Below are 18,688 nucleotides of genomic sequence, written 5' to 3' on the forward strand. Positions count from 1 at the left end.
AGCTGGAAGCTGGAAGCTGGAAGCTGGAAGCTGGAAGCTGGAAGCTGGAAGCTGGAAGCTGGAAGCTGGAAGGCAGCCTGTTGCCACCCTGCCGGGTGTCAAGGTTTTCTTCAAGCTTCCAGCTTAAGCCCGCGAAGCGGGCGTTCTTCCAGCTCCGGGCGAAGCCCGGTTATGGCTTCCGCGCTCTTCTCTGAAGAGCGCGGATCTGTCGCAGGTCATGACGCAGCAGCAGGCGCTGATCCTCGCCCAGCCGGCTGGCGTCCACCCAGCCATCCGGCATGCGCCCCTCGGCCAGCGCCAGGCGCTGCTCTGCGAGGATCAGCCCCTGCAACCGCTCCAGCGCCGCGGTCAGCGCCTCGGCCCGCTCGGCCGTGAGCGCCTCGCACATCACCAGCGCGACCAGGCGCGTGCGGGTATCCGGCGGGCGGACGCCGTGGCGAAGGGCCAGCAGGCGCACCGCGCCGACCAGCGGGAGCAGGCCCTGGCGCTTGAGGTTGATGGCACGTGCGTGGGGCGCGTCTTCGACGCCGCCGCGCAGCCGACCGAAACGGTCCAGGGCCACGGGCAGCTCATCGAGCAGGCTTGCCATCTCGTCGAGGAACAGGTGTGCAGCGGGCAGGCGCTCGGCCACCCGATCGATGAGCCCCTCGGCCAGCGCCGGCTCGCCGAAGACCGGACAGAAATCGAGCAGGATGTTGGCCTGCTGCACTCGCTTGATGCGCCGCTCCGCCGTCCAGATCTCGAGCTGTGCGCCCCACTCCGAGAGCCGCTTGCGCCACATCGGAAAGCGCGCCATGACGTGGCCCTGGCAGAGCGGAATGCCGGCCGCGTCGAGACGCGCGGTGAAACGCTCGCCCAGCGACTGGAAGTAGCCGTCGATCTCGGTGTGCCGCGCATCGGGGTAGTCGGCGATGATCATGGCGTTATCCTGATCCGGCGCCAGTAGGCTCTCGTGACGGGCGCCGGAGCCCAGCATCAGCACGCAGAAGGCCGCCGGCGGCGCTCCCCAGCCCTGGGCCCGCATCTCGGAAAGCGAGAGCTCGATGGCGCGCCGATAGAGCCAGTCATTATGGTCGCTGAGCAACTGGCTGATGCGCCCGGCGGGCAGATCGAGGCGTTCGAGCGCCGCCACGAGATCGCCCTGCCAGGCGTGGGCCGCGGCGAGGTCGGGATGCGGGCCCAGACGCTCGAGGGCGACACGCAGCGGATCCAGCAGCGCAGGCCAGGCGGCAGGGTCGAGGTGTACCTCGTCGGCGAAGAGCGCCCGCCAGGACGAGGAACGGTGCAACAGGCGCATGGACGCTCCGTGTCATGTCACGAATCGGCAATGCCTCGAGTCTAACGAGCACGCCCGTTCGCCACACTTGGGCGAAAGGCCAAGGCGGGGGATGAAGGAGACGCCATGAAGGGGAAAGCGTTTGCCGCGGAGACCATGACAGCCGAGGGCTGTTAAGGATGGATGTTCAACAAGGGCTCTTAATCAGGGCCCTCAACGTAGGCTCTTGAAGAGGGCTGACACGGAGGGCAACGCGCCCCACCGGCGGGGGCGTCGTCGAGCGGCTGCGCGAACGCCGCTCAGCGCGGCGAGAACATCTCGTCGCCGACCTCATCGATGAAGCGCTCGGCCTTGCGGACCATCAGGGTGTCGCAGGCCTCGCGTCCGGGCACCATGTCGGAACGCTCGAAGCGGTGTTCGAGCATCTCGCCGGCCTGCCCTTCGCTCGAGGGGACCGGCCGGCGGATCCAGCCGCTGACGCGATACTGCCCCCCCTGGTCGGCGGGCTCGGAGACGATCAGATAGCCCTTGTATTCGACCGGCTCGGCGGCGGGCGCGCCCTTCGACTCGCCCTCGTGGCCACCGAACAGGCCGGACAGCAGCTTCTTCAGCATGGAACCTCCTGCAAGGAAGACGCCGGCACGGGGCCGGCGTCGGGGTGGTTCAATCCTGGCGGCGACCCTTGCCGGCGGCGATGCGCAGGCGCAAGGCGTTGAGCTTGATGAAGCCCTCGGCATCCTTCTGGTCGTAGGCGCCGGCATCGTCCTCGAAGGTGGCGATGGACTCGTCGAAGAGCGAAGCGTCGGACTTACGACCGGCGACGATGGCGCTGCCCTTGTAGAGCTTCATGCGCACCACGCCGGAGACGTTCCTCTGGGTCTCGTCGATGGCCGCCTGCAGCATGCGACGCTCCGGGCTCCACCAGTAGCCGTTGTAGATCACCTCGGCGTACTTCGGCATCAGCTCGTCCTTGAGATGCGCCTCCTCGCGGTCGAGGGTCAGCGACTCGATGGCGCGGTGGGCGCGCAGCATGATGGAGCCCCCCGGCGTCTCGTAGCAGCCGCGGGACTTCATGCCCACGTAGCGGTTCTCGACGATGTCGAGACGGCCGATGCCGTTGTCGCCGCCCATCTTGTTGAGCGTCTCGAGCACCTCATGGGGCTTCATCGGCACGCCGTCGATGGCCACGATGTCGCCCTTGTCGAAGGTCAGCTCGACGTAGGTGGGCTGGTCCGGGGCGGCCTCCGGCGAGACGCTCCAGCGCCACATGTCCTCCTCGGCCTCGGCCCAGGGGTCCTCCAGGATGCCGCCCTCGTAGGAGATGTGCAGCAGGTTGGCATCCATGGAGTAAGGCGACTTCTTCTTCTTGGAAGAGAAGTCCACTGGGATGTCGTGCTGATCGCAGTAGGCCATCAGCTTTTCGCGGGAGGTGAGGTCCCACTCGCGCCACGGGGCGATCACCTTGACGCCCGGCTTCAGCGCGTAGGCCCCGAGCTCGAAGCGCACCTGGTCGTTGCCCTTGCCGGTGGCGCCGTGGGAGATGGCGTCGGCGCCGGTCTGGTTGGCGATCTCGATCAGGCGACGGGCGATCAACGGACGCGCGATGGAGGTGCCGAGCAGGTACTCGCCCTCGTAGAGGGTGTTGGCGCGGAACATCGGATAGACGTAGTCGCGCACGAACTCCTCGCGCAGATCCTCGATGTAGATCTCCTTGACGCCCAGGGCCTGAGCCTTGGCGCGCGCGGGTTCGACTTCCTCGCCCTGGCCGATGTCCGCGGTGAAGGTCACGACCTCACAGTCATAGGTTTCCTGCAACCACTTGACGATGACGGACGTGTCCAGGCCGCCGGAATAGGCGAGCACGACCTTCTTGACATCGGACATGCTGAGGCTCCTTTAGGCTAACGATCATGAAAGGAGGGGATTATAGCGCGACGAGCCTCCAGCGAACACCAGCGACGGGACGCGCTGCGGCCAAGCTGGTAGACTGCCGCGGTCTAGAGATACGATGCCCCAGACAAGGAGAGGTGCATGAGCGAGGCGATGGCCCGCGAACTCATGGCGCAGCGGTTCCGCAGCTTCCTGCCCGTGGTGGTGGACCTGGAGACCGGCGGCTTCAACGCGCAAGGCGATGCGATCCTGGAGATCGCCGCGGTAACCCTGACCATGGACCCGGAAGGCAACCTGCTGCCCGATGCCACCTATGCCTACCATGTCACGCCCTTCGCCGGGGCCAACGTGGAACAGTCGGCACTGGACTTCACCGGCATCCGCCTCGACGACCCGCTGCGCCAGCAGGTGGCGGTGAGCGAGGCCGAGGCGCTGGGCGAGATCTTCCGCCCGGTGCGCAAGGCCATCAAGTCCCACGGCTGCACCCGCGCCGTGCTGGTCGGCCACAACGCGGCCTTCGATCACGGCTTCCTGAACGCCGCCGTGGCGCGCTGCGGCATCAAACGCAACCCCTTCCATCCCTTCTCGAGCTTCGATACCGCCTCGCTGGCCGGCCTGGTCTACGGCCAGACCGTGTTGGCCCGCGCCTGCCGGGCGGCCGGCATCGAGTTCGACAACACCGCCGCTCACTCGGCCCGCTACGATACCGAGCGCACCGCCGAGCTGTTCTGCGCCATGGTCAATCGCTACAAGGACCTCGGCGGCTGGGACCTGGCGCAACGCGAGCAGGGCCTGGAAGAGGCCTGACGTTTGCCCCTGCTACCCTGCCCTGTGGCTCCTCAGGCCCGAACACGAAAAACCCCCGCCGGCGCGCCGGCGGGGGTTTTTCATGGCCGGTAAAGGCGTCGACGGCCCTCAGGCCTGGGCGTCGCCCTCGCCTTCCTGGGCACGCGCGGCCGCGGCCTTGATCAGCGTCTCCAGCTCGCCGGACTGGTGCATCTCGGCAACGATATCGCAGCCGCCGACCAGTTCGCCCTCGACCCACAACTGCGGGAAGGTTGGCCAGTTGGCGATCTTGGGCAGCTCGGCGCGGATGTCCGGGTTGTCCAGCACGTTGACGAAGGCAAAACGCTCGCCGCAGGCCATCAGGGCCTGGATGGTCTGGGCGGAGAACCCGCACTGGGGCAGCTGGGGGGTGCCCTTCATGTAGATCAGGATGGGGTTCTCGCCGATCTGGCGCTGGATATTCTCGACGGTAGTGCTCATGACGTCTCCCTTACTCGTTTACTGGACTCGCTGCCGGGAACCCGATGGAATTCGGGCAATACCCGAGCGTGCGGGTCGGCCTTGTGGATGCAGCCATTCTACTGATGCCAGGCGCGTTGCGCATCCCCCCTGGGCTGGCTAGGATGGTCGTTTTTCCCCGTGGAGCGACCCCATGGCCATCCGCCATTTCCTCACCCTGCTCGATCTCAGTCCTGACGAGCTGCGCTACCTGATCCAGCGCGCCATCTCGATCAAGAACGGCCTGAAGACCCACGGGCCCACCTATACCCCGTTCGCCAACCGCACCCTGGCGATGATCTTCGAGAAGTCCTCGACGCGCACCCGGGTCTCCTTCGAGACCGCCATGGCGCAGTTCGGCGGCCACGCGCTGTTCCTGTCGTCACGCGACACCCAGCTCGGCCGCGGTGAACCGATCGGCGACACCGCCCGGGTGCTCTCGGAGATGGTCGACGCGGTGATGATCCGCACCTTCTCCCACCAGGGCCTGGAGGCGTTCGCCTCGGCAAGCGCGGTGCCGGTGATCAACGCCCTGACCGACGACTACCACCCCTGCCAGCTGCTCGCCGACGTGATGACCTGGACCGAGCTGCGCGGCAGCGTCAAGGATCGCACCGCGGTGTGGATCGGCGACGGCAACAACATGTGCCACTCCTGGATCAATGCCGCTCGCCAGTTCGACTTCCGGCTGCGCATCTGCTGCCCCGAAGGCTACGAGCCGCGCCAGGACATCCTCGACGCCGCCGGCGACCGGGTGAGCATCGTGCGCGACCCGCAGGACGCCGTCGCGGATGCCGACCTGATCACCACCGACGTCTGGGCCTCCATGGGCCAGGAAGAGGAGCAGGCCAAGCGCGAGGCGGACTTCGCCAGCCTGCAGGTCACCGAGGCGCTGCTCGATCGCGCCCGGGAAGACGTGCTCTTTCTGCACTGCCTGCCCGCCCACCGCGGCGAGGAGATCAGCACCACCCTGCTCGATGACCCCCGCGCCGTGGTCTGGCAGGAGGCGGGCAATCGCCTGCACGCCCAGAAGGCACTGCTCGAGTTCCTGCTGCTGGGGCGCGTGGAAGGCTGAGGAGTGCACCGCGCCTTAGACCTTGGTATGACATCGACCTTCGTCGCCTGTACAATGCGCTGCAGCAGAATCCACGCAAGGAGATGCGGCAGCATGAATCACCCCCATTCCAGCGGCATGCAGCGCAGCCTGCGGCAGTGCCTCTCGCACATGGCCGCCATGCTCTATCGCCACGGCCATGTGCTCGAGACGGTCACCATCAGCCATCGCGGCCTCGATCGCCAGGCCCTGAAGGCTCTGGGAGCGGCCTCGAGCGACTGGTCCCAGTGTCAGAAGGTCCTCGAGAACAGCCAGGCCGCCACCTGGAACGACCAGCAGCGCCTGGTGCTGACCGGACTCGGCCGCGAGTTGCTGTTCGACATGTTCGGCGAAGGAGCCGCCGACTGCGCCTGAGCCGCGCGTCGAGCGAAGCCTTAACACCCGCCGAAGGAACGGGCCTCAAGAACAGACCTTGAACGATGCCCGGGCGCGCCCTCGATTGCGCGCCCGGGCATTTTTGGTTACGTTGTGACGACTTGTCGGGGAGCCCCGGCACGCTCATGGAGACGTGCACGGGGGCTGAGATCGGTACGGCCGAACCCGTTGAACCTGATCAGGTTGATGCCTGCGGAGGGAACAAGCTGTCGCCTCGCCTAGCAGCCCCCTGTCGTCATCCAGCCTGTTCCTCCACGTCTTCTGCTGGATGGACAACGCCATGACACACTCTACCGAGAGCACCATCGCCGTGGCCGGCGCCGGCCTGCTGGGCCGTCTGGTGGCCTGGCAACTCCTGCGCGACGGCCATGCCGTCACCCTCTATGACGCCGGTGACCTGGAGCACCCCGCCGCCGCCGCCTGGACGGCGGCCGGCATGGTGGCGCCGCTGTGCGAGACCGCGGTCTCCGAACGCAGCGTCTACGAGATGGGTCGCTTCGCCCTGGCCCAGTGGCCACGCTGGCTCGAGTCGCTCGACGCCACCGACCTGTGGCATCACCAGGGCAGCCTGATGGTGGCCCACGCCCAGGACATGGGCGAACTTACCCAGTTCCACCGCGACCTCGCTCACGCACTCGACGGCGAGCCGCCCTGCCAGACACTGGACGACGCCGAGATCCACCGCCTGGAGCCCGACCTGGCAGAGAGCTTCCGCCAGGGCCTCTACCTGCCGGACGAGGCGCACCTGGACAATCGCGCCCTGCTCGATCGACTGCTGGCCGAGATTCGCCGCCTGGGCGGGACCTGCCATGCCCACTGCCCCGTCTCGACCTTTCCCGGCGAGGTCGAGACCCGCGACGGCCGCCGCGCCTTCGATCTGGTCATTGACTGTCGCGGCACCGGCGCTCGCCAGCACCACGCCAGCCTGCGCGGCGTGCGCGGCGAGACGCTGCACGTACAGACCGCGGAGATTCGCCTCTCGCGCCCGGTGCGCCTGATGCATCCGCGCTACCAGCTCTATGTAGTCCCCAAGCCCGACCAGCGCTTCGTCATCGGGGCCACCCAGATCGAAAGCGAGGACCGCTCACCGGTCTCGCTGCAGTCATCGCTGGAGCTGGGCAGCGCCCTCTACACCCTGTCGCCGGCCTTCGCCGAGGCGCGCATCCTGGAGCAGGGGGTCAACCTGCGCCCCGCCTTCCGGGACAACCTTCCCCATGTCACCCAGCGTGACGGCCTGATCACCGCCAACGGCCTGTTCCGCCACGGCTACCTGCTGGCCCCGGCGGTGGCCTGCCACCTGCTGGCCAGCATCCGCGGCCGCGGCGAGCAGCCCTTCGCCGAGACCCTCACCGGACATCCGCCCCAGGAGGGCGCTGCATGAACGAGATCACCCTGAGCCTCAACGACGAGACCGCCCGCCTGCCGGCCAACACGACCCTGGCGGATGCCCTGGACGCCTGGCACTACGCCGAGCGGCGCGTCGCCGTGGCGATCAACGGCGAGTTCGTGCCCCGCTCGGCCTACGCCGAACGCGTCCTCGGTGACCGCGATCGCATCGATGTCGTGGCCCCGGTGGGAGGCGGCTGATGAACGCACCACACGACGACACCCTGTCCCTCTACGGCGAGACCTTCTCGAGCCGCTTCCTGCTGGGCACGGCGCTCTATTCGTCGCCCGCGGTGATGGAGGCCTCCATTCAGGCCGCCGGCTGCGACATGGTGACCCTGGGGCTGCGCCGCCAGAATCCCGCCGCGGGCGACGGCGACGCCTTCTGGCAGATCCTGCGCGACAGCGGCTGTCGGCTGCTGCCCAATACCGCCGGCTGCCGCTCGGCCCGGGAGGCCATCACGTTGGCCCAGATGTCCCGCGAGATGTTCGACACGCCCTGGATCAAGGTCGAGGTGATCGGTGACGACTACAACCTGCAGCCGGACCCCTTCGGCCTGCTGGAGGCCTGTCGGACGCTGATCGACGACGGCTTCAAGGTATTGCCCTACTGCACCGACGACCTGGTGCTCTGCCAGCGCCTGCGCGAGGCGGGCTGCCAGGCACTGATGCCCTGGGGCGCGCCCATCGGCACCGGCCGCGGCCTGATGAACCGCTACGCCCTGGAGACCCTGCGCCAGCGCCTCGACGTGCCGCTGATCATCGACGCCGGCCTCGGCGCCCCCTCTCAGGCCGCCGAGGCCATGGAGATGGGCTTCGACGGCGTCCTGCTCAATACCGCCGTGGCCAAGGCCCACCGGCCGCCGCTGATGGCCGAGGCCTTCGCCGAGGCGATCACCGCCGGGCGCAAGGCATATCACGCCGGGCTGATGCAGCAGCGCCAGACCGCCAGCCCCAGTACGCCGACCCTCGGGCAGCCGTTCTGGCACAGCGGCGGCTGAGGGCACCCACGCGACCACCGAGCCGCGCCGAAAGTGATGACGCCGGGCCGGGGAAGTCTGCTATCGTCGGGTCGACTCGACAGCGACGACAGGAGACACCCCGTGAGCAGCGAACGCGTTCCCGAGACCATGGCGGCCATGCTGCTGACTGGGCATGGCGACATCGACCGCCTGGTCTATCACACCGACGTTCCCGTACCGACCCCGGCCCGCGGCGAGGTGCTGGTCAGGGTCACGGCGACGGCCAAAAACAACACCGACCGCAAGGCGCGCGAGGGCCTCTACCCCACCAAGGACAAGGGCGAGGTGACCTCCTTCGCCATGGGCGGCTCTCCCACCCTGACCTTCCCACGCATCCAGGGAGCCGATGTGGCCGGGCGCGTCGTCGCCGTGGGCGAGGGCGTACCGGCCTCGCGCATCGGCGAGCGCGGCCTGCTCGACTTCAACCTCTACCCCGATGAGCGCCGCGACCTCAACCTCATGCCGGACTACTATGGCCACGGCGCCGACGGCGGCTTCGCCGAGTACATTGCCGTGCCGGCGGACCAGTTCCATCACGTGCCCAATCCCGAGCTCGCCGATGCCGAGCTCGCCGCCATGGGCATGTGCTCCTACCAGACCGCCTATCACATGATGACCTCGGCCCGCGTCGCCGCCGGCGAGCGGGTGCTGGTCACCGGCGCCAGTGGCGGCGTGGGCACGGCGCTGATCCAGTTGTGCCGGACCGTCGGCGCCATCCCCTATGCGGTGAGCCAGCCGGACAAGGCCGACGCCCTGCGGACGCTGGGCGCCGAGGCGGTCATCGACCGCGGCGATCTGCCGACCTTCGTCGACCGGGTGCTCGAGGCCACCGACGGCGCCCCCATCGATGCGGTGATGGACCTGGTGGGCGGCGAGATGACCGATCGCTTCATCGACACCATGATCGTCGACATGGCCAAGCGCACGACCTACCCCCGCCTCTCCATCGCCGGCGCCAGCGGCGGCAACGTGAGCGAGCTGATGTGGACGCGCATCTACCTCTATCAGGTACAGATCTTCGGCGTCTCCCACGGCACCCGCGAAGAGGCCGAGCAGCTGGTGGCCTGGATACGCGACGGCCGACTGCGGCCGGTGCTGCATGCCGCCTTCCGGCTCTCCGAGCTCCATGAGGCCGAGCGCTACTTCGTCAATCGTAGCAGCCACTACCTGGGCAAGATCGTGATTGTCCCGGATGCCCAATGGCAGGAATTCGGCGCACCCTTTGCGCTGAAGGGGGCGCAATGAGCAAGGAAGACCTGAAGATCCGGCTGATGGACACTCATGCCGGCGGCGACGTCAGCCGCATCGTGCTCGGCGGCATCGATCCGCTGCCCGGCGCCACGGTGCGCGACCAGATGCACTACCTCCGCGACGACGCCGACGGCCTGCGACGGCTGCTGCTCGAGGAGCCCTACGGCATCCCCGAGATGTCGGTGGACCTCATCGTGCCGGCCACCGACCCCGAGGCCGAGATCGGCTACATCATCATGGAGGTGATGGGCTACCCCATCTATTCCGGCTCCAACACCATCTGCACCGCCACGGCGGTGCTGGAAGCCGGCCTGGTGCCCAAGCGGGAGGGACTCCAGCAGTTCGCCATGGAGTCGCCGGCAGGCCTGGTGCAGATCGAGGCCCAGGTCAACGATAACGTGGTGGAGACTATCACCTGCGAGGGACTGCCCAGCTACGTCGACACCTACCGGGCCAGCATCCACGTGCCGACCATCGGCGACGTCACCTACAGCGTGGCTTACAGCGGTGGCTTCTATGCCCTGGTGGACGCCACCGAGCTCGGCTTCTCGCTGATTCGCGAGGAGGAGCGGGCACTGGCCGACTGCGCCCACCGGATCGTCGAGGCGCTGCAGGCCGAACGCGGCTTCTCCCACTACACCCTGGGCGACGTGGGCCCCCTGCCCTTCCTGCACTTCATGGGACCGGTGGACCAGGTCTCCGATCACTTCTACCGGTCGCGCTCGACCACCTACGTGCATCCGGGCGTGATCTGTCGCAGCACCACCGGTACCGGCACCTCGGCACGCCTGGCGCTGATGAACTACGAGGGCCGCATCAAGCCCGGCGATAAGCTCGAGACCGTCTCGCTGCGCGAGACCGGCTTCATCGGCGAGTTCACCGGTACCCGCCAGGAAGGCCCCCACCAGGTGGTGGAGAACACCATCACCGGCAAGGCCTATGTGCTGGCCCACTCGGAAATCGTCATCAACCCCGAAGACCCGCTGGTGGAAGACGGCAGCCTGCACCATATCCTCTCCTCCCGCCAGACCGGTGACGACTGAAGGACGAGCACGGCGACAAAGACTCTCGTCTCGCGCTAGCGCCAGCGCCAATCGGGCTCGAAGGGCGTGATGGCGCACAGCTCACCGCCGCGCGTCATCTCGCGACGCAGAGCAAAGCCTGCCAGGGCCTCGCCGGGATCGAGGCCTGGTAAATCGTCGAAGGCGAGGCCCTGCCACTGCGCGCGTGTCACCTTGACGCTGAACAGGTAGCGGCGCTCGCCGCCCTCGGCAGCCGGGTCATTGAGGCACCGATAGCCGGAGACCAGCGCCAGCTCGATGCGCGGCAGGCGGGCGAAGGCCGCCCCGAGCACGCGAAAGGCCACGCCATGCAGGTAATCCCGGTAGAGCTGGCGCTGCCGCGTGACCGTGAGCCGGTGCGGCGACAGCTTGATGCGCTTGGCCGGCATGCTCCAGCGACGGTCGGGCATCTCCTCCGGGCCGGGCAGGTCGATATCCACGGCGATGGTGCGGCAGTCATCGACCAGCTCGAAATCGATCAGCGTCTCGCGCGGCCAGGCCAGCTCCTCCAGACGCTCGACCAGCGTCTGCTGCATGGCGTCGGGATCGTCCCAGCTCGCCTCGTCCTCGCGCTGCTGCCGCTGGAACTCCCGAGCGTCGAACTCTGCCTTGCGCCACTCCCAGGCACGATAGGCCGCCGCATGCTGGGCCTCACGCTGGGCATTCTCGCGATGGTGCCGCAGACGGGCCGGCGCCCAGAGGCTCTGCCACCAGGCGGGTCGCGTCTCGGCCATCGGTGTCGGGGGCGGCTCCGGATAACTGCGCGGATGATAGCCGGTAGCGTCCGGAGCCGGCGCCTGCTCGTGCAGGCGAGGGAGCCGGTCGAGCTGCGCATTGAGGGCCTCGCAGTGCGCGCCGAGGGCCTCGCGCAGTTCCCCCTCGGCGCAGCGCCGTACTTCTCGGGCCTCGGCCATGGTCATTCGCGTGCCATCGGCATGCCGGTAGCGAATCTCTCCGCTGGCGGTGATCTCCAGATCCACCGGCAGCGACTCGCCCTCCCCATCGCGCCTGATCAGCAGGCTGATACCGGGCGGACCCAGCGAGAGCCCGGGACGCAGGCGAGTGGTGTTGAGGCGCACGCCGGGTGCGAGACGAATACGACGTTGGAAGCGAAACTCCACGGAGACCTCCCCGACGGCCTGTCCATAGCAATGGCCTACTGTAACCCCTATGGGCCATGAAGTAAGGGCGCTGTTGAGGGAAGACGCCGCGATGGTAACGCCTCGACAACAGTCCGCCCGACCTCGAACGCATGGACGACAGCCTGTTCACGCAGTCAGGAACCGAAGGGCCCGCAAGGGGATGCAGGCGCTGCTGAGTAGCGCCTGAGGGCGGGAAAACCGTGTGGAGTTTTCCCAGAATTTCCCCAGTTTCTTACCAACGCACGAAAAAGCCGCCTGGCGCATTGCGCCAAGCGGCTGATTCGATGTGTCTTGTTGGTGGAGCCTAGCGGGATCGAACCGCTGACCTCAACACTGCCAGTGTTGCGCTCTCCCAGCTGAGCTAAGGCCCCACGTCGTTCCCGCCGTGCGAGAACGAGGCGAATAGTACGGTGTTCCCTCCGGCCCGTCAAGCCTTGATCGTGATTTCACGCCTTCGCCCTTACGCCAATTTCACTTAGACACAAAATGTGACACTCTTGGCTTGGCGCCTTCAGCCCTCCGGCCAGTCGACATGCAGGCGAATCTGCTCGCACACTCGCCTCGCGCCGACTCTCACCACCACATTTCAGGAGCGTCCGAGTGATCAGGGTTCTCGTCGCCGATGACCACCACCTGGTAAGGATCAGCATCGCCCATCTGTTGAATGCCGAGCGCGGGATCCGCGTGGTCGGTGAAGCAGCCAATGGCGAGGAGGCGATCAGCCAGGCACGCACCCTCGAGCCGGACATCGTGCTGATGGACATCCGCATGCCCGGCATCGGGGGCCTGGAGGCAACCCGAAAGATCCACCGCTTCGCCAGTGACATCCGCATCCTGGTGCTGACGGCCTTCATCGAGGAGACCTTCGCCCAGCGGCTGCTGGAGGCCGGCGCCCACGGCTTCATCAGCAAGGGCTGCCAGCAGGACGAGATGGTAGAGGCCATCCACTGCGTGTTCGACGGCAAGCGCTATGTCAGCCCGGAGATCGCTCAGCGGCTGGTGCTGTCGCGTATCGATGCGCCGGACAACCCCTTCGATCAGCTGTCCCAGCGCGAACTCCAGGTGGCCATGATGGTGGTCAACTGCCAGCGAGTCGCCGATATCGCTGACCGCATGTTTCTCAGCCCCAAGACCGTCAACACCTACCGCTACCGGATCTTCGAGAAGCTCGGCGTGGCCTCCGACGTGGAGCTGACTCACCTCGGCCTGCGCCACGGCCTGGTCGACGGCTTCAGCGACGCCGACTGAGTCCTTGATGCACGGTCGAATCTGGTAGAATCACCGTCTCGTTTCCCTCTTCCGGCACGCCACAACCATGAGTTTCGATTCCCGCGACTTCCTCGGCAGCGTCAGCCAGTCCCCCGGGGTCTATCGCATGCTCGACGAGCAGGGCGAGACCCTCTACGTGGGCAAGGCCCGGAGGCTGCGGGCGCGCCTGACGAGCTACTTCCGTGGTGCACACAACGCCAAGACCCAGGCCCTGGTGGGCCGCATCGCCGATATCCAGGTCACGGTGACCAACAGCGAGACCGAGGCACTGATCCTCGAGCAGACGCTGATCAAGGAACTGCGGCCGCCCTATAACATCCTGCTGCGCGACGACAAGTCCTACCCCTTCATCTTCGTCACCGATCGCCACCCCTTTCCTGCCCTGGAGTACAAGCGCGCCCGGGTGCGGCGGGGCGACGGGCGCTACCTCGGGCCCTATCCGAGCAGCGGCGCCGTGCGCGAGAGCCTGTCGCTGATGCAGAAGATCTTTCGCATCCGCAACTGCGAGGACAGCGTCTTCGCCCATCGCACCCGGCCCTGCCTGCAGTACCAGATCCAGCGCTGCAGCGCGCCCTGCGTCGACTTCATCAGCGAAGCAGACTATCGCCGCGACCTGGAGCATGCGGTGATGTGCCTGGAAGGCAAGAGCGAGGCGGTGACCCGGGAGCTGAGCGAGGCCATGGAAACCGCCAGCGCCCGGCTGGACTTCGAGGAGGCCGCCAGGCTGCGCGACCAGGTCCAGGATCTGCGCCAGCTGCAGCAGCGCCAGTTCGTCGATACCGGCGACGGCGACGCCGACGTCTTCGCCCTGGCCAGCCGCCCCGGAGCGCTGTGTATCTCGGTGCTCACGGTGCGCCAGGGCCGCCTGCTGGGCGCGCGACACCACGCCCCGCCCAACGGGCTCGACCTGGGCCCCGAGGCGCTGCTCGGCGACTTCCTCAGCCAGTTCTACCTGGGTCAGGCACGGGAGATCCCCGCCGAGGTGATCACCAGCCACCCGGTCCCGGAGGCCGAGCTGATCGCCCAGGCGCTGAGTGAACGCGCCGGCAAGCGCATCCGCGTGACCGACCAGGTGCGCGGCCACCGCGCCCAGTGGCGAGAGCTGGCCCGCACCAACGCCGAGCAGCAGCTGGCCAGCCAGTTGGCCAGCCAGAATCAGCTCTCGAAGCGCTTCGCCACCCTGCGTGAGGTGCTCGCCCTCGACGCGCCGCCCCGCCGCCTGGAGTGCTTCGACATCAGCCACAGTCACGGGGAGGCCACCGTGGCCTCCTGCGTGGTCTTCGACGAGAATGGTCCCCGCAAGTCCGACTATCGGCGCCTCAACATCGAGGGCGTGGCCGCCGGCGACGACTATGCCGCCATGCGCCAGGCGCTGACGCGCCGCTTCCGGCGCCTGGCCGAGGGCCAGGGCGAGCGGCCGGACATCCTGATCGTCGATGGCGGCAAGGGGCAGCTCAATATGGCCCGCGAGGTCTTCGCCGAGCTCGGCGTCACCGGCATCACGCTGCTCGGCGTGGCCAAGGGCACGACCCGCAAGGCGGGCCTGGAGACGCTGTTCGTCGAGACCGTCGATCGCAGCCTGGACCTCGATGGCGCCTCGCCCGCCCTGCACCTGATCCAGCACATTCGCGACGAGTCCCACCGCTTCGCCATCGCCGGCCACCGGGCGCGGCGCGACAAGACCCGACGCACCTCGACCCTACAGGACATCCCGGGAGTCGGCCCGCGCCGACGGCGCGAACTGCTGCGTTTCTTCGGCGGCCTGCACGGCGTCAAGCAGGCCAATCGCGAGGAGCTCGCCCGGGTTCCCGGCATCAGCGCGACCCTCGCCGAGACGATTCATCGCGCCCTTCATGGATGACCCGAGCGCGGGCGGATAGAATGAAGGACTTTCCCGGCACCCCAAGGCAAGGACCGCATCTCCCGATGAACATACCCAACCTGCTCACCCTGGCCAGAATCGTCTTCATCCCGCTGCTGGTGGTGCTGTTCTACCTGCCCTTCTCCTGGAGCATGCCGCTGGCCGCCGCACTGTTCGCCCTTGCCGCCGTGACCGACTGGCTCGACGGCTACCTGGCCCGCCGCTGGAATCAGTCCACTCCCTTCGGCGCCTTCCTCGACCCGGTGGCCGACAAGCTGATGGTCGCGGTGGCCCTGGCACTGCTGATCGAACGCTACGACGCCATCTGGCTGACCCTGCCGGCGCTGGTGATCATCGGTCGCGAGATCGTCATCTCCGCGCTGCGCGAGTGGATGGCGGAGATGGGCAAGCGCGGCCAGGTGGCCGTCTCCTGGATCGGCAAGGTTAAGACCACGCTGCAGATGACCGCCCTGCTGCTGCTGCTGGCCTTCACCCCGGGCACGCCGATCGCCATGCTCGGCGTGGTCACCCTGCACGTGGCCGCCCTGCTCACGCTGTGGTCGATGATCCTCTACCTGCGCGCGGCATGGCCGCACCTGAGCAGCTCCATGCGCTGAATAGCTTGAAAAGCGTTTGACAGTCACCGACTTATCCGTATAATACGCACTCGAGTCAGGCGGGAATAGCTCAGTGGTAGAGCATCGCCTTGCCAAGGCGAGGGTCGCGAGTTCGAATCTCGTTTCCCGCTCCATTCCCCACGAATGGCACGACTCATGAGGCTGGATGGCAGAGTGGTTATGCAGCGGACTGCAACTCCGTGTACGCCGGTTCGATTCCGACTCCAGCCTCCACTATTCCCTGGTTGCCCGCTCGTGACCGAGCCGCCCGGATGGCGAAATTGGTAGACGCAAGGGACTTAAAATCCCTCGGTGGCAACACCGTGCCGGTTCGAGCCCGGCTCCGGGCACCAGCTCACTAGCACTCTCCGGCAAGCGTCGGGCGCGACCCTCCAACGGGACGCCATCTCATGATCCTGCCGCGCCTGCGCGACCCCTACTTCAATTATCAGCATCGACGCAAACTCTACGTATTGCGCATCGTGCTGGCCCTCTGCGTTACCTTCACCCTCATCGAAGCATTCGCCATCCAGCACAGCGGCTGGGCCCTGGTCAGCACCATCATGGTGATGGGCAACCTGCCGCACATCGGCGGCGTGCTCGACAAGGGGCGACAGCGACTGCTCGGCACCGTGCTTGGTGCCAGTGTCGGCCTCCTGCTGATCATGCTGCCGCTGCCCTGGCCCTACTACCTGGTGCCCCTCGGCGCCCTGATCGCCATCGCCATCGCCACCTGGCTGACCTTCGGCAACCGCCACGGCTACAGCGGCCTGATGTTCGCCATCAGCCTGCTGCTGGTGATCGGCGGCGGCCAGCCGGAGCTTGGCATCGCGCTATGGCGCGCCTTCGATGTATTGCTCGGCACCCTGGTGGGCATCGCCGTCACGGTGCTGGTCCTGCCCCAGAAGGCCACCGACATCATGCGCTTCATGCTGGCCGACAATCTCGACCGCATGGCCCGCCTCTACCATGCCCACACCACCGCCACGGCCGCCCACGACATCGACGCCCGCGAGCTACTCAAGGCCACCAGCAGCCTGCTGGTCAAGCAGCGCGGCCTGGTGGATGCCATCCACCGCGAGCGACGCCTGACGCGCCATGAGCTCGACGACATCATCTCGCTGCAGCGGCGCATGCTCTCCACCATCGAGCTCCTGCTGGAGACTCACTGGAACAGCCGCGACGGCCACGAGCTCATCGAGGCCATGGAGGGACTGCGCGAACAGCAGCACACCCTGGCCCGCGGCATCGGCACCCTGGCCTTCCAGGTGCGCACCGGCCGGCCGGTCGATGTCACCATCCCCCCCTTCGCCCTGGAGCGTCACGCCGAGCTTGCCGCCAATGCCAGGGCCAGCGACGGAAGGCGGCTGTTCAGTCCCGGCGGCTATCTGTGGCTCAATCGAGAACTGGCACGACTCACCGACGACCTGACCCGGTGCCTGGGCGACTTGGATCGCCTGCCCAGCCGGCGACTGCGCCGCCAAGCCCCCCACCACGGCCTCACCGACGCCCGGTCGACCGCCGTGGACCACCACGCGAGAAGGAAAGGCAGATGACTGACGGCAAGCATGAGGTGCTGGTCATCGGCGGCGGCGTCGCCGGACTGGTGCTGGCACTCGAGGTGGCCGACCACCGCCGAGTCACGCTGCTGCGACCGGCCAGCGACGACCAGGGCGCCAGCCGCTGGGCCCAGGGGGGCATCGCCGCCGTGCTCTCCCCCCAGGACGACATCGAGGCTCATGTCGCCGACACCCTGGTGGCCGGCGATGGCCTGTGCGATGAGGCCGCGGTGCGCTTCACCGTCGAGCAGGGTCCGGCCGCCATCGAGTGGCTGCTGTCGCTGGGCGTGCCCTTCACGCCGGATGCCAGCCCCGATGCCGGCTACCCCTACCACCTGACCCGCGAGGGGGGCCATGGCGCCCGGCGCATCATTCATGCCGACGACGCCACCGGCCGCGCGGTGGTCGAGACCCTGCGGCAGCATGTGGACGCCCACCCCCGGATCACGCTGCGCGGCGACCTCACCGCCATCGGTCTGATCGGTGACACCCAGGGCCACTGCCGGGGGGCACGCTGCCTCGATGGCGACGGCCGGGTGCACGAGCTGCTCGCCGCGGATACCGTGCTCGCCACCGGCGGCGCCAGCGGGCTCTACCGCCACACCACCAGCCCCCAGCCGGCCAGCGGCGAAGGGATGATGATGGCCGCCGAGCTCGGCGCCGAACTGATGAACCTGGAATTCCAGCAGTTCCACCCGACCTGCCTCTTCGATCCCGACGGCCCGGCGTTCCTGATCAGCGAAGCGGTGCGCGGCGAAGGCGGCCAGCTGCTCAATGCCGCCGGCGAACGCTTCATGCCGGGGATCGACCCCCGCGCCGAGCTGGCTCCCCGGGACGTGGTCGCCCGGGCCATCGATGCCGAGATGCAGCGCACCAACACCGATCACGTCTTCCTGGATATCCGCCACCTCGGCGAGACCGCCATCCGCCACCACTTCCCGACCATCCACGCCCACTGTGCGGGGCGCGGGTGGGACATCGCCCGACAGCCGATCCCGGTGGTGCCGGCCGCCCACTACAGCTGCGGCGGCGTGAGCACCGACCTCGATAGCGCCACCACCGTGCCGCGCCTGTACGCCATCGGCGAGGTCGCTTGCACCGGCCTGCACGGCGCCAACCGCATGGCCAGCAATTCGCTTCTGGAATGCCTGGTGTATGCGCGCAGCTGCGCCCGGCAACTACTCGAGGCCGAGACGGGTTCGGCGGCCGAGCTGCTGACGGCGCGTTTCGGGGATCGGATGGAGCCCCCGGAGACCCTCACCACCATCCGCGAGGCGATGCGCCAGCTGATGAGCGCCCGGGTGGCGATCGTGCGCACCGACCAGGGCCTCGACGAGGCCGCCAGGGAGCTGGGCCAGCTGCACCGCGATCTCGCCCTGCGGGTCCGTGAGGCCGCCCCGTCGGTGGCGCTGTCGAATCTCTGGCACGCCCTGCGCCTGGCGCGCCTTACCGTGGCCTCGGCGCGGGCGCGGCGCGAGTCCCGCGGGCTGCATTTCAACCCCGGCTGTGAGGTCCATGGCGACGCCGACCCACACCCCTCGCGAATCCATCTGACGGATCTCGATGGGTCCTGACATCCCG

19 protein-coding genes, 4 tRNA genes and 1 riboswitch are annotated in these 18,688 nt (G+C 67.7%); of the genes, 17 read left to right on the top strand and 6 right to left on the bottom strand.

The annotated features are described in order from the left end of the window. A partial coding sequence (locus FEI13_RS19280) for a hypothetical protein (protein WP_204758401.1) occupies nucleotides 1-194 on the top strand: 194 nt, incomplete at its 5' end. On the opposite strand, the gene FEI13_RS13910 is transcribed toward FEI13_RS19280, so the two are convergent. The 3 genes from FEI13_RS13910 to FEI13_RS13920 form a co-directional block, all read right to left on the bottom strand. Beyond that, entirely contained in the window at nucleotides 170-1,297 is a 1,128-nt protein-coding gene (locus tag FEI13_RS13910) for a DUF294 nucleotidyltransferase-like domain-containing protein (RefSeq protein ID WP_138182126.1), read from the bottom strand. The genes FEI13_RS19280 and FEI13_RS13910 overlap by 25 nt on opposite strands. 278 nt (nucleotides 1,298-1,575) lie before the next feature. Then, nucleotides 1,576-1,890, bottom strand: coding sequence for an HlyU family transcriptional regulator (locus tag FEI13_RS13915; RefSeq protein WP_138182127.1), 315 nt, complete (start codon nucleotides 1,888-1,890; stop codon nucleotides 1,576-1,578). Nucleotides 1,891-1,939: 49 nt separating this feature from the next. Then, the gene (locus FEI13_RS13920; RefSeq protein ID WP_138182128.1) at nucleotides 1,940-3,160 is read right to left on the bottom strand and encodes an argininosuccinate synthase; all 1,221 of its coding nucleotides are present in this window, start codon (nucleotides 3,158-3,160) and stop codon (nucleotides 1,940-1,942) included. 147 nt (nucleotides 3,161-3,307) lie between these two features. Here FEI13_RS13920 and rnt point away from each other — a divergent pair, with 147 nt between their 5' ends. Continuing rightward, the gene (gene rnt / locus FEI13_RS13925) at nucleotides 3,308-3,973 is read left to right on the top strand and encodes a ribonuclease T (protein ID WP_138182129.1); all 666 of its coding nucleotides are present in this window, start codon (nucleotides 3,308-3,310) and stop codon (nucleotides 3,971-3,973) included. Nucleotides 3,974-4,081: 108 nt separating this feature from the next. Here rnt and grxD read toward each other — a convergent pair whose 3' ends face one another. Then, nucleotides 4,082-4,432 (bottom strand): Grx4 family monothiol glutaredoxin, encoded by a 351-nt coding sequence (gene grxD, locus FEI13_RS13930; RefSeq protein WP_138182130.1) that lies wholly within the window; start codon nucleotides 4,430-4,432, stop codon nucleotides 4,082-4,084. A gap of 172 nt (nucleotides 4,433-4,604) precedes the next feature. Here grxD and argF point away from each other — a divergent pair, with 172 nt between their 5' ends. The 7 genes from argF (at nucleotide 4,605) to FEI13_RS13965 (ending at nucleotide 10,641) form a co-directional block, all read left to right on the top strand. After that, nucleotides 4,605-5,525, top strand: coding sequence for an ornithine carbamoyltransferase (gene argF, locus FEI13_RS13935; RefSeq protein ID WP_138182131.1), 921 nt, complete (start codon nucleotides 4,605-4,607; stop codon nucleotides 5,523-5,525). Between the two features lie 93 nt (nucleotides 5,526-5,618). Next, nucleotides 5,619-5,918 carry a hypothetical protein gene (locus tag FEI13_RS13940; RefSeq protein WP_138182132.1) on the top strand — a complete coding sequence of 100 codons (300 nt, stop codon included), beginning with the start codon at nucleotides 5,619-5,621 and terminating at the stop codon, nucleotides 5,916-5,918. A 116-nt stretch (nucleotides 5,919-6,034) separates the two neighbouring features. Further along, nucleotides 6,035-6,157: riboswitch (TPP riboswitch) on the top strand. Between the two features lie 62 nt (nucleotides 6,158-6,219). After that, a complete protein-coding gene (gene thiO / locus FEI13_RS13945; protein ID WP_204758402.1) occupies nucleotides 6,220-7,320 on the top strand; it encodes a glycine oxidase ThiO in 1,101 nt (366 codons plus the stop codon). Next, the gene (thiS, locus tag FEI13_RS13950) at nucleotides 7,317-7,526 is read left to right on the top strand and encodes a sulfur carrier protein ThiS (protein WP_138182134.1); all 210 of its coding nucleotides are present in this window, start codon (nucleotides 7,317-7,319) and stop codon (nucleotides 7,524-7,526) included. The genes thiO and thiS overlap by 4 nt, the downstream gene beginning before the upstream one ends. Beyond that, complete coding sequence (locus FEI13_RS13955) at nucleotides 7,526-8,326, top strand: thiazole synthase (protein WP_138182135.1); 801 nt, start codon at nucleotides 7,526-7,528, stop codon at nucleotides 8,324-8,326. Before thiS ends, FEI13_RS13955 begins: the two co-directional genes overlap by 1 nt. A 129-nt stretch (nucleotides 8,327-8,455) precedes the next feature. Further along, on the top strand, nucleotides 8,456-9,592 hold the full coding sequence (locus tag FEI13_RS13960; protein ID WP_138182200.1) for an alcohol dehydrogenase catalytic domain-containing protein: 1,137 nt from the start codon (nucleotides 8,456-8,458) through the stop codon (nucleotides 9,590-9,592). Next, complete coding sequence (locus FEI13_RS13965; protein ID WP_138182136.1) at nucleotides 9,589-10,641, top strand: proline racemase family protein; 1,053 nt, start codon at nucleotides 9,589-9,591, stop codon at nucleotides 10,639-10,641. Before FEI13_RS13960 ends, FEI13_RS13965 begins: the two co-directional genes overlap by 4 nt. A 35-nt stretch (nucleotides 10,642-10,676) precedes the next feature. On the opposite strand, the gene FEI13_RS13970 is transcribed toward FEI13_RS13965, so the two are convergent. Together FEI13_RS13970 and FEI13_RS13975 are read right to left on the bottom strand one after the other, a co-directional pair. After that, nucleotides 10,677-11,780 carry a DUF4236 domain-containing protein gene (locus tag FEI13_RS13970; protein ID WP_138182137.1) on the bottom strand — a complete coding sequence of 368 codons (1,104 nt, stop codon included), beginning with the start codon at nucleotides 11,778-11,780 and terminating at the stop codon, nucleotides 10,677-10,679. A gap of 316 nt (nucleotides 11,781-12,096) precedes the next feature. After that, a tRNA-Ala gene (locus tag FEI13_RS13975) sits at nucleotides 12,097-12,172 on the bottom strand. A 229-nt stretch (nucleotides 12,173-12,401) separates the two neighbouring features. Between FEI13_RS13975 and uvrY the strand changes: the two genes are divergently transcribed. The 8 genes from uvrY (at nucleotide 12,402) to nadB (ending at nucleotide 18,681) form a co-directional block, all read left to right on the top strand. Further along, nucleotides 12,402-13,049 carry a UvrY/SirA/GacA family response regulator transcription factor gene (gene uvrY, locus FEI13_RS13980; protein ID WP_138182138.1) on the top strand — a complete coding sequence of 216 codons (648 nt, stop codon included), beginning with the start codon at nucleotides 12,402-12,404 and terminating at the stop codon, nucleotides 13,047-13,049. A gap of 67 nt (nucleotides 13,050-13,116) precedes the next feature. Further along, nucleotides 13,117-14,931, top strand: coding sequence for an excinuclease ABC subunit UvrC (uvrC, locus tag FEI13_RS13985; RefSeq protein WP_138182139.1), 1,815 nt, complete (start codon nucleotides 13,117-13,119; stop codon nucleotides 14,929-14,931). 65 nt (nucleotides 14,932-14,996) lie between these two features. Beyond that, nucleotides 14,997-15,548 carry a CDP-diacylglycerol--glycerol-3-phosphate 3-phosphatidyltransferase gene (gene pgsA, locus FEI13_RS13990; protein WP_138182140.1) on the top strand — a complete coding sequence of 184 codons (552 nt, stop codon included), beginning with the start codon at nucleotides 14,997-14,999 and terminating at the stop codon, nucleotides 15,546-15,548. Nucleotides 15,549-15,607: 59 nt separating this feature from the next. After that, nucleotides 15,608-15,682: transfer RNA gene (locus tag FEI13_RS13995), tRNA-Gly, on the top strand. A gap of 26 nt (nucleotides 15,683-15,708) precedes the next feature. Next, nucleotides 15,709-15,782: transfer RNA gene (locus FEI13_RS14000), tRNA-Cys, on the top strand. A gap of 32 nt (nucleotides 15,783-15,814) precedes the next feature. Beyond that, nucleotides 15,815-15,901, top strand: a tRNA-Leu gene (locus FEI13_RS14005). Between the two features lie 57 nt (nucleotides 15,902-15,958). Further along, the gene (locus FEI13_RS14010; RefSeq protein WP_138182141.1) at nucleotides 15,959-17,104 is read left to right on the top strand and encodes an FUSC family protein; all 1,146 of its coding nucleotides are present in this window, start codon (nucleotides 15,959-15,961) and stop codon (nucleotides 17,102-17,104) included. After that, on the top strand, nucleotides 17,101-18,681 hold the full coding sequence (gene nadB, locus FEI13_RS14015; RefSeq protein WP_138182142.1) for an L-aspartate oxidase: 1,581 nt from the start codon (nucleotides 17,101-17,103) through the stop codon (nucleotides 18,679-18,681). Before FEI13_RS14010 ends, nadB begins: the two co-directional genes overlap by 4 nt. The last annotated feature ends 7 nt before the right edge of the window (nucleotides 18,682-18,688 follow it).

It is taken from the genome of Halomonas urmiana, assembly GCF_005780185.1.
In the GTDB taxonomy this organism is placed as follows: Bacteria; Pseudomonadota; Gammaproteobacteria; order Pseudomonadales; family Halomonadaceae; genus Halomonas; species Halomonas urmiana.

Excerpts from the sequence above, each read along its gene's own strand:
- FEI13_RS13955 (WP_138182135.1), top strand. The coding sequence starts at position 7,526 with ATGAACGCACCACACGACGACACCCTGTCCCTCTACGGCGAGACCTTC.
- FEI13_RS13915 (WP_138182127.1), bottom strand. The coding sequence starts at position 1,890 with ATGCTGAAGAAGCTGCTGTCCGGCCTGTTCGGTGGCCACGAGGGCGAG.
- FEI13_RS14010 (WP_138182141.1), top strand. The coding sequence starts at position 15,959 with ATGATCCTGCCGCGCCTGCGCGACCCCTACTTCAATTATCAGCATCGA.
- thiO (WP_204758402.1), top strand. The coding sequence starts at position 6,220 with ATGACACACTCTACCGAGAGCACCATCGCCGTGGCCGGCGCCGGCCTG.
- FEI13_RS13920 (WP_138182128.1), bottom strand. The coding sequence starts at position 3,160 with ATGTCCGATGTCAAGAAGGTCGTGCTCGCCTATTCCGGCGGCCTGGAC.
- argF (WP_138182131.1), top strand. The coding sequence starts at position 4,605 with ATGGCCATCCGCCATTTCCTCACCCTGCTCGATCTCAGTCCTGACGAG.
- pgsA (WP_138182140.1), top strand. The coding sequence starts at position 14,997 with ATGAACATACCCAACCTGCTCACCCTGGCCAGAATCGTCTTCATCCCG.
- FEI13_RS13910 (WP_138182126.1), bottom strand. The coding sequence starts at position 1,297 with ATGCGCCTGTTGCACCGTTCCTCGTCCTGGCGGGCGCTCTTCGCCGAC.
- nadB (WP_138182142.1), top strand. The coding sequence starts at position 17,101 with ATGACTGACGGCAAGCATGAGGTGCTGGTCATCGGCGGCGGCGTCGCC.
- FEI13_RS13965 (WP_138182136.1), top strand. The coding sequence starts at position 9,589 with ATGAGCAAGGAAGACCTGAAGATCCGGCTGATGGACACTCATGCCGGC.
- FEI13_RS13940 (WP_138182132.1), top strand. The coding sequence starts at position 5,619 with ATGAATCACCCCCATTCCAGCGGCATGCAGCGCAGCCTGCGGCAGTGC.
- thiS (WP_138182134.1), top strand. The coding sequence starts at position 7,317 with ATGAACGAGATCACCCTGAGCCTCAACGACGAGACCGCCCGCCTGCCG.
- uvrC (WP_138182139.1), top strand. The coding sequence starts at position 13,117 with ATGAGTTTCGATTCCCGCGACTTCCTCGGCAGCGTCAGCCAGTCCCCC.
- FEI13_RS13960 (WP_138182200.1), top strand. The coding sequence starts at position 8,456 with ATGGCGGCCATGCTGCTGACTGGGCATGGCGACATCGACCGCCTGGTC.
- rnt (WP_138182129.1), top strand. The coding sequence starts at position 3,308 with ATGAGCGAGGCGATGGCCCGCGAACTCATGGCGCAGCGGTTCCGCAGC.
- grxD (WP_138182130.1), bottom strand. The coding sequence starts at position 4,432 with ATGAGCACTACCGTCGAGAATATCCAGCGCCAGATCGGCGAGAACCCC.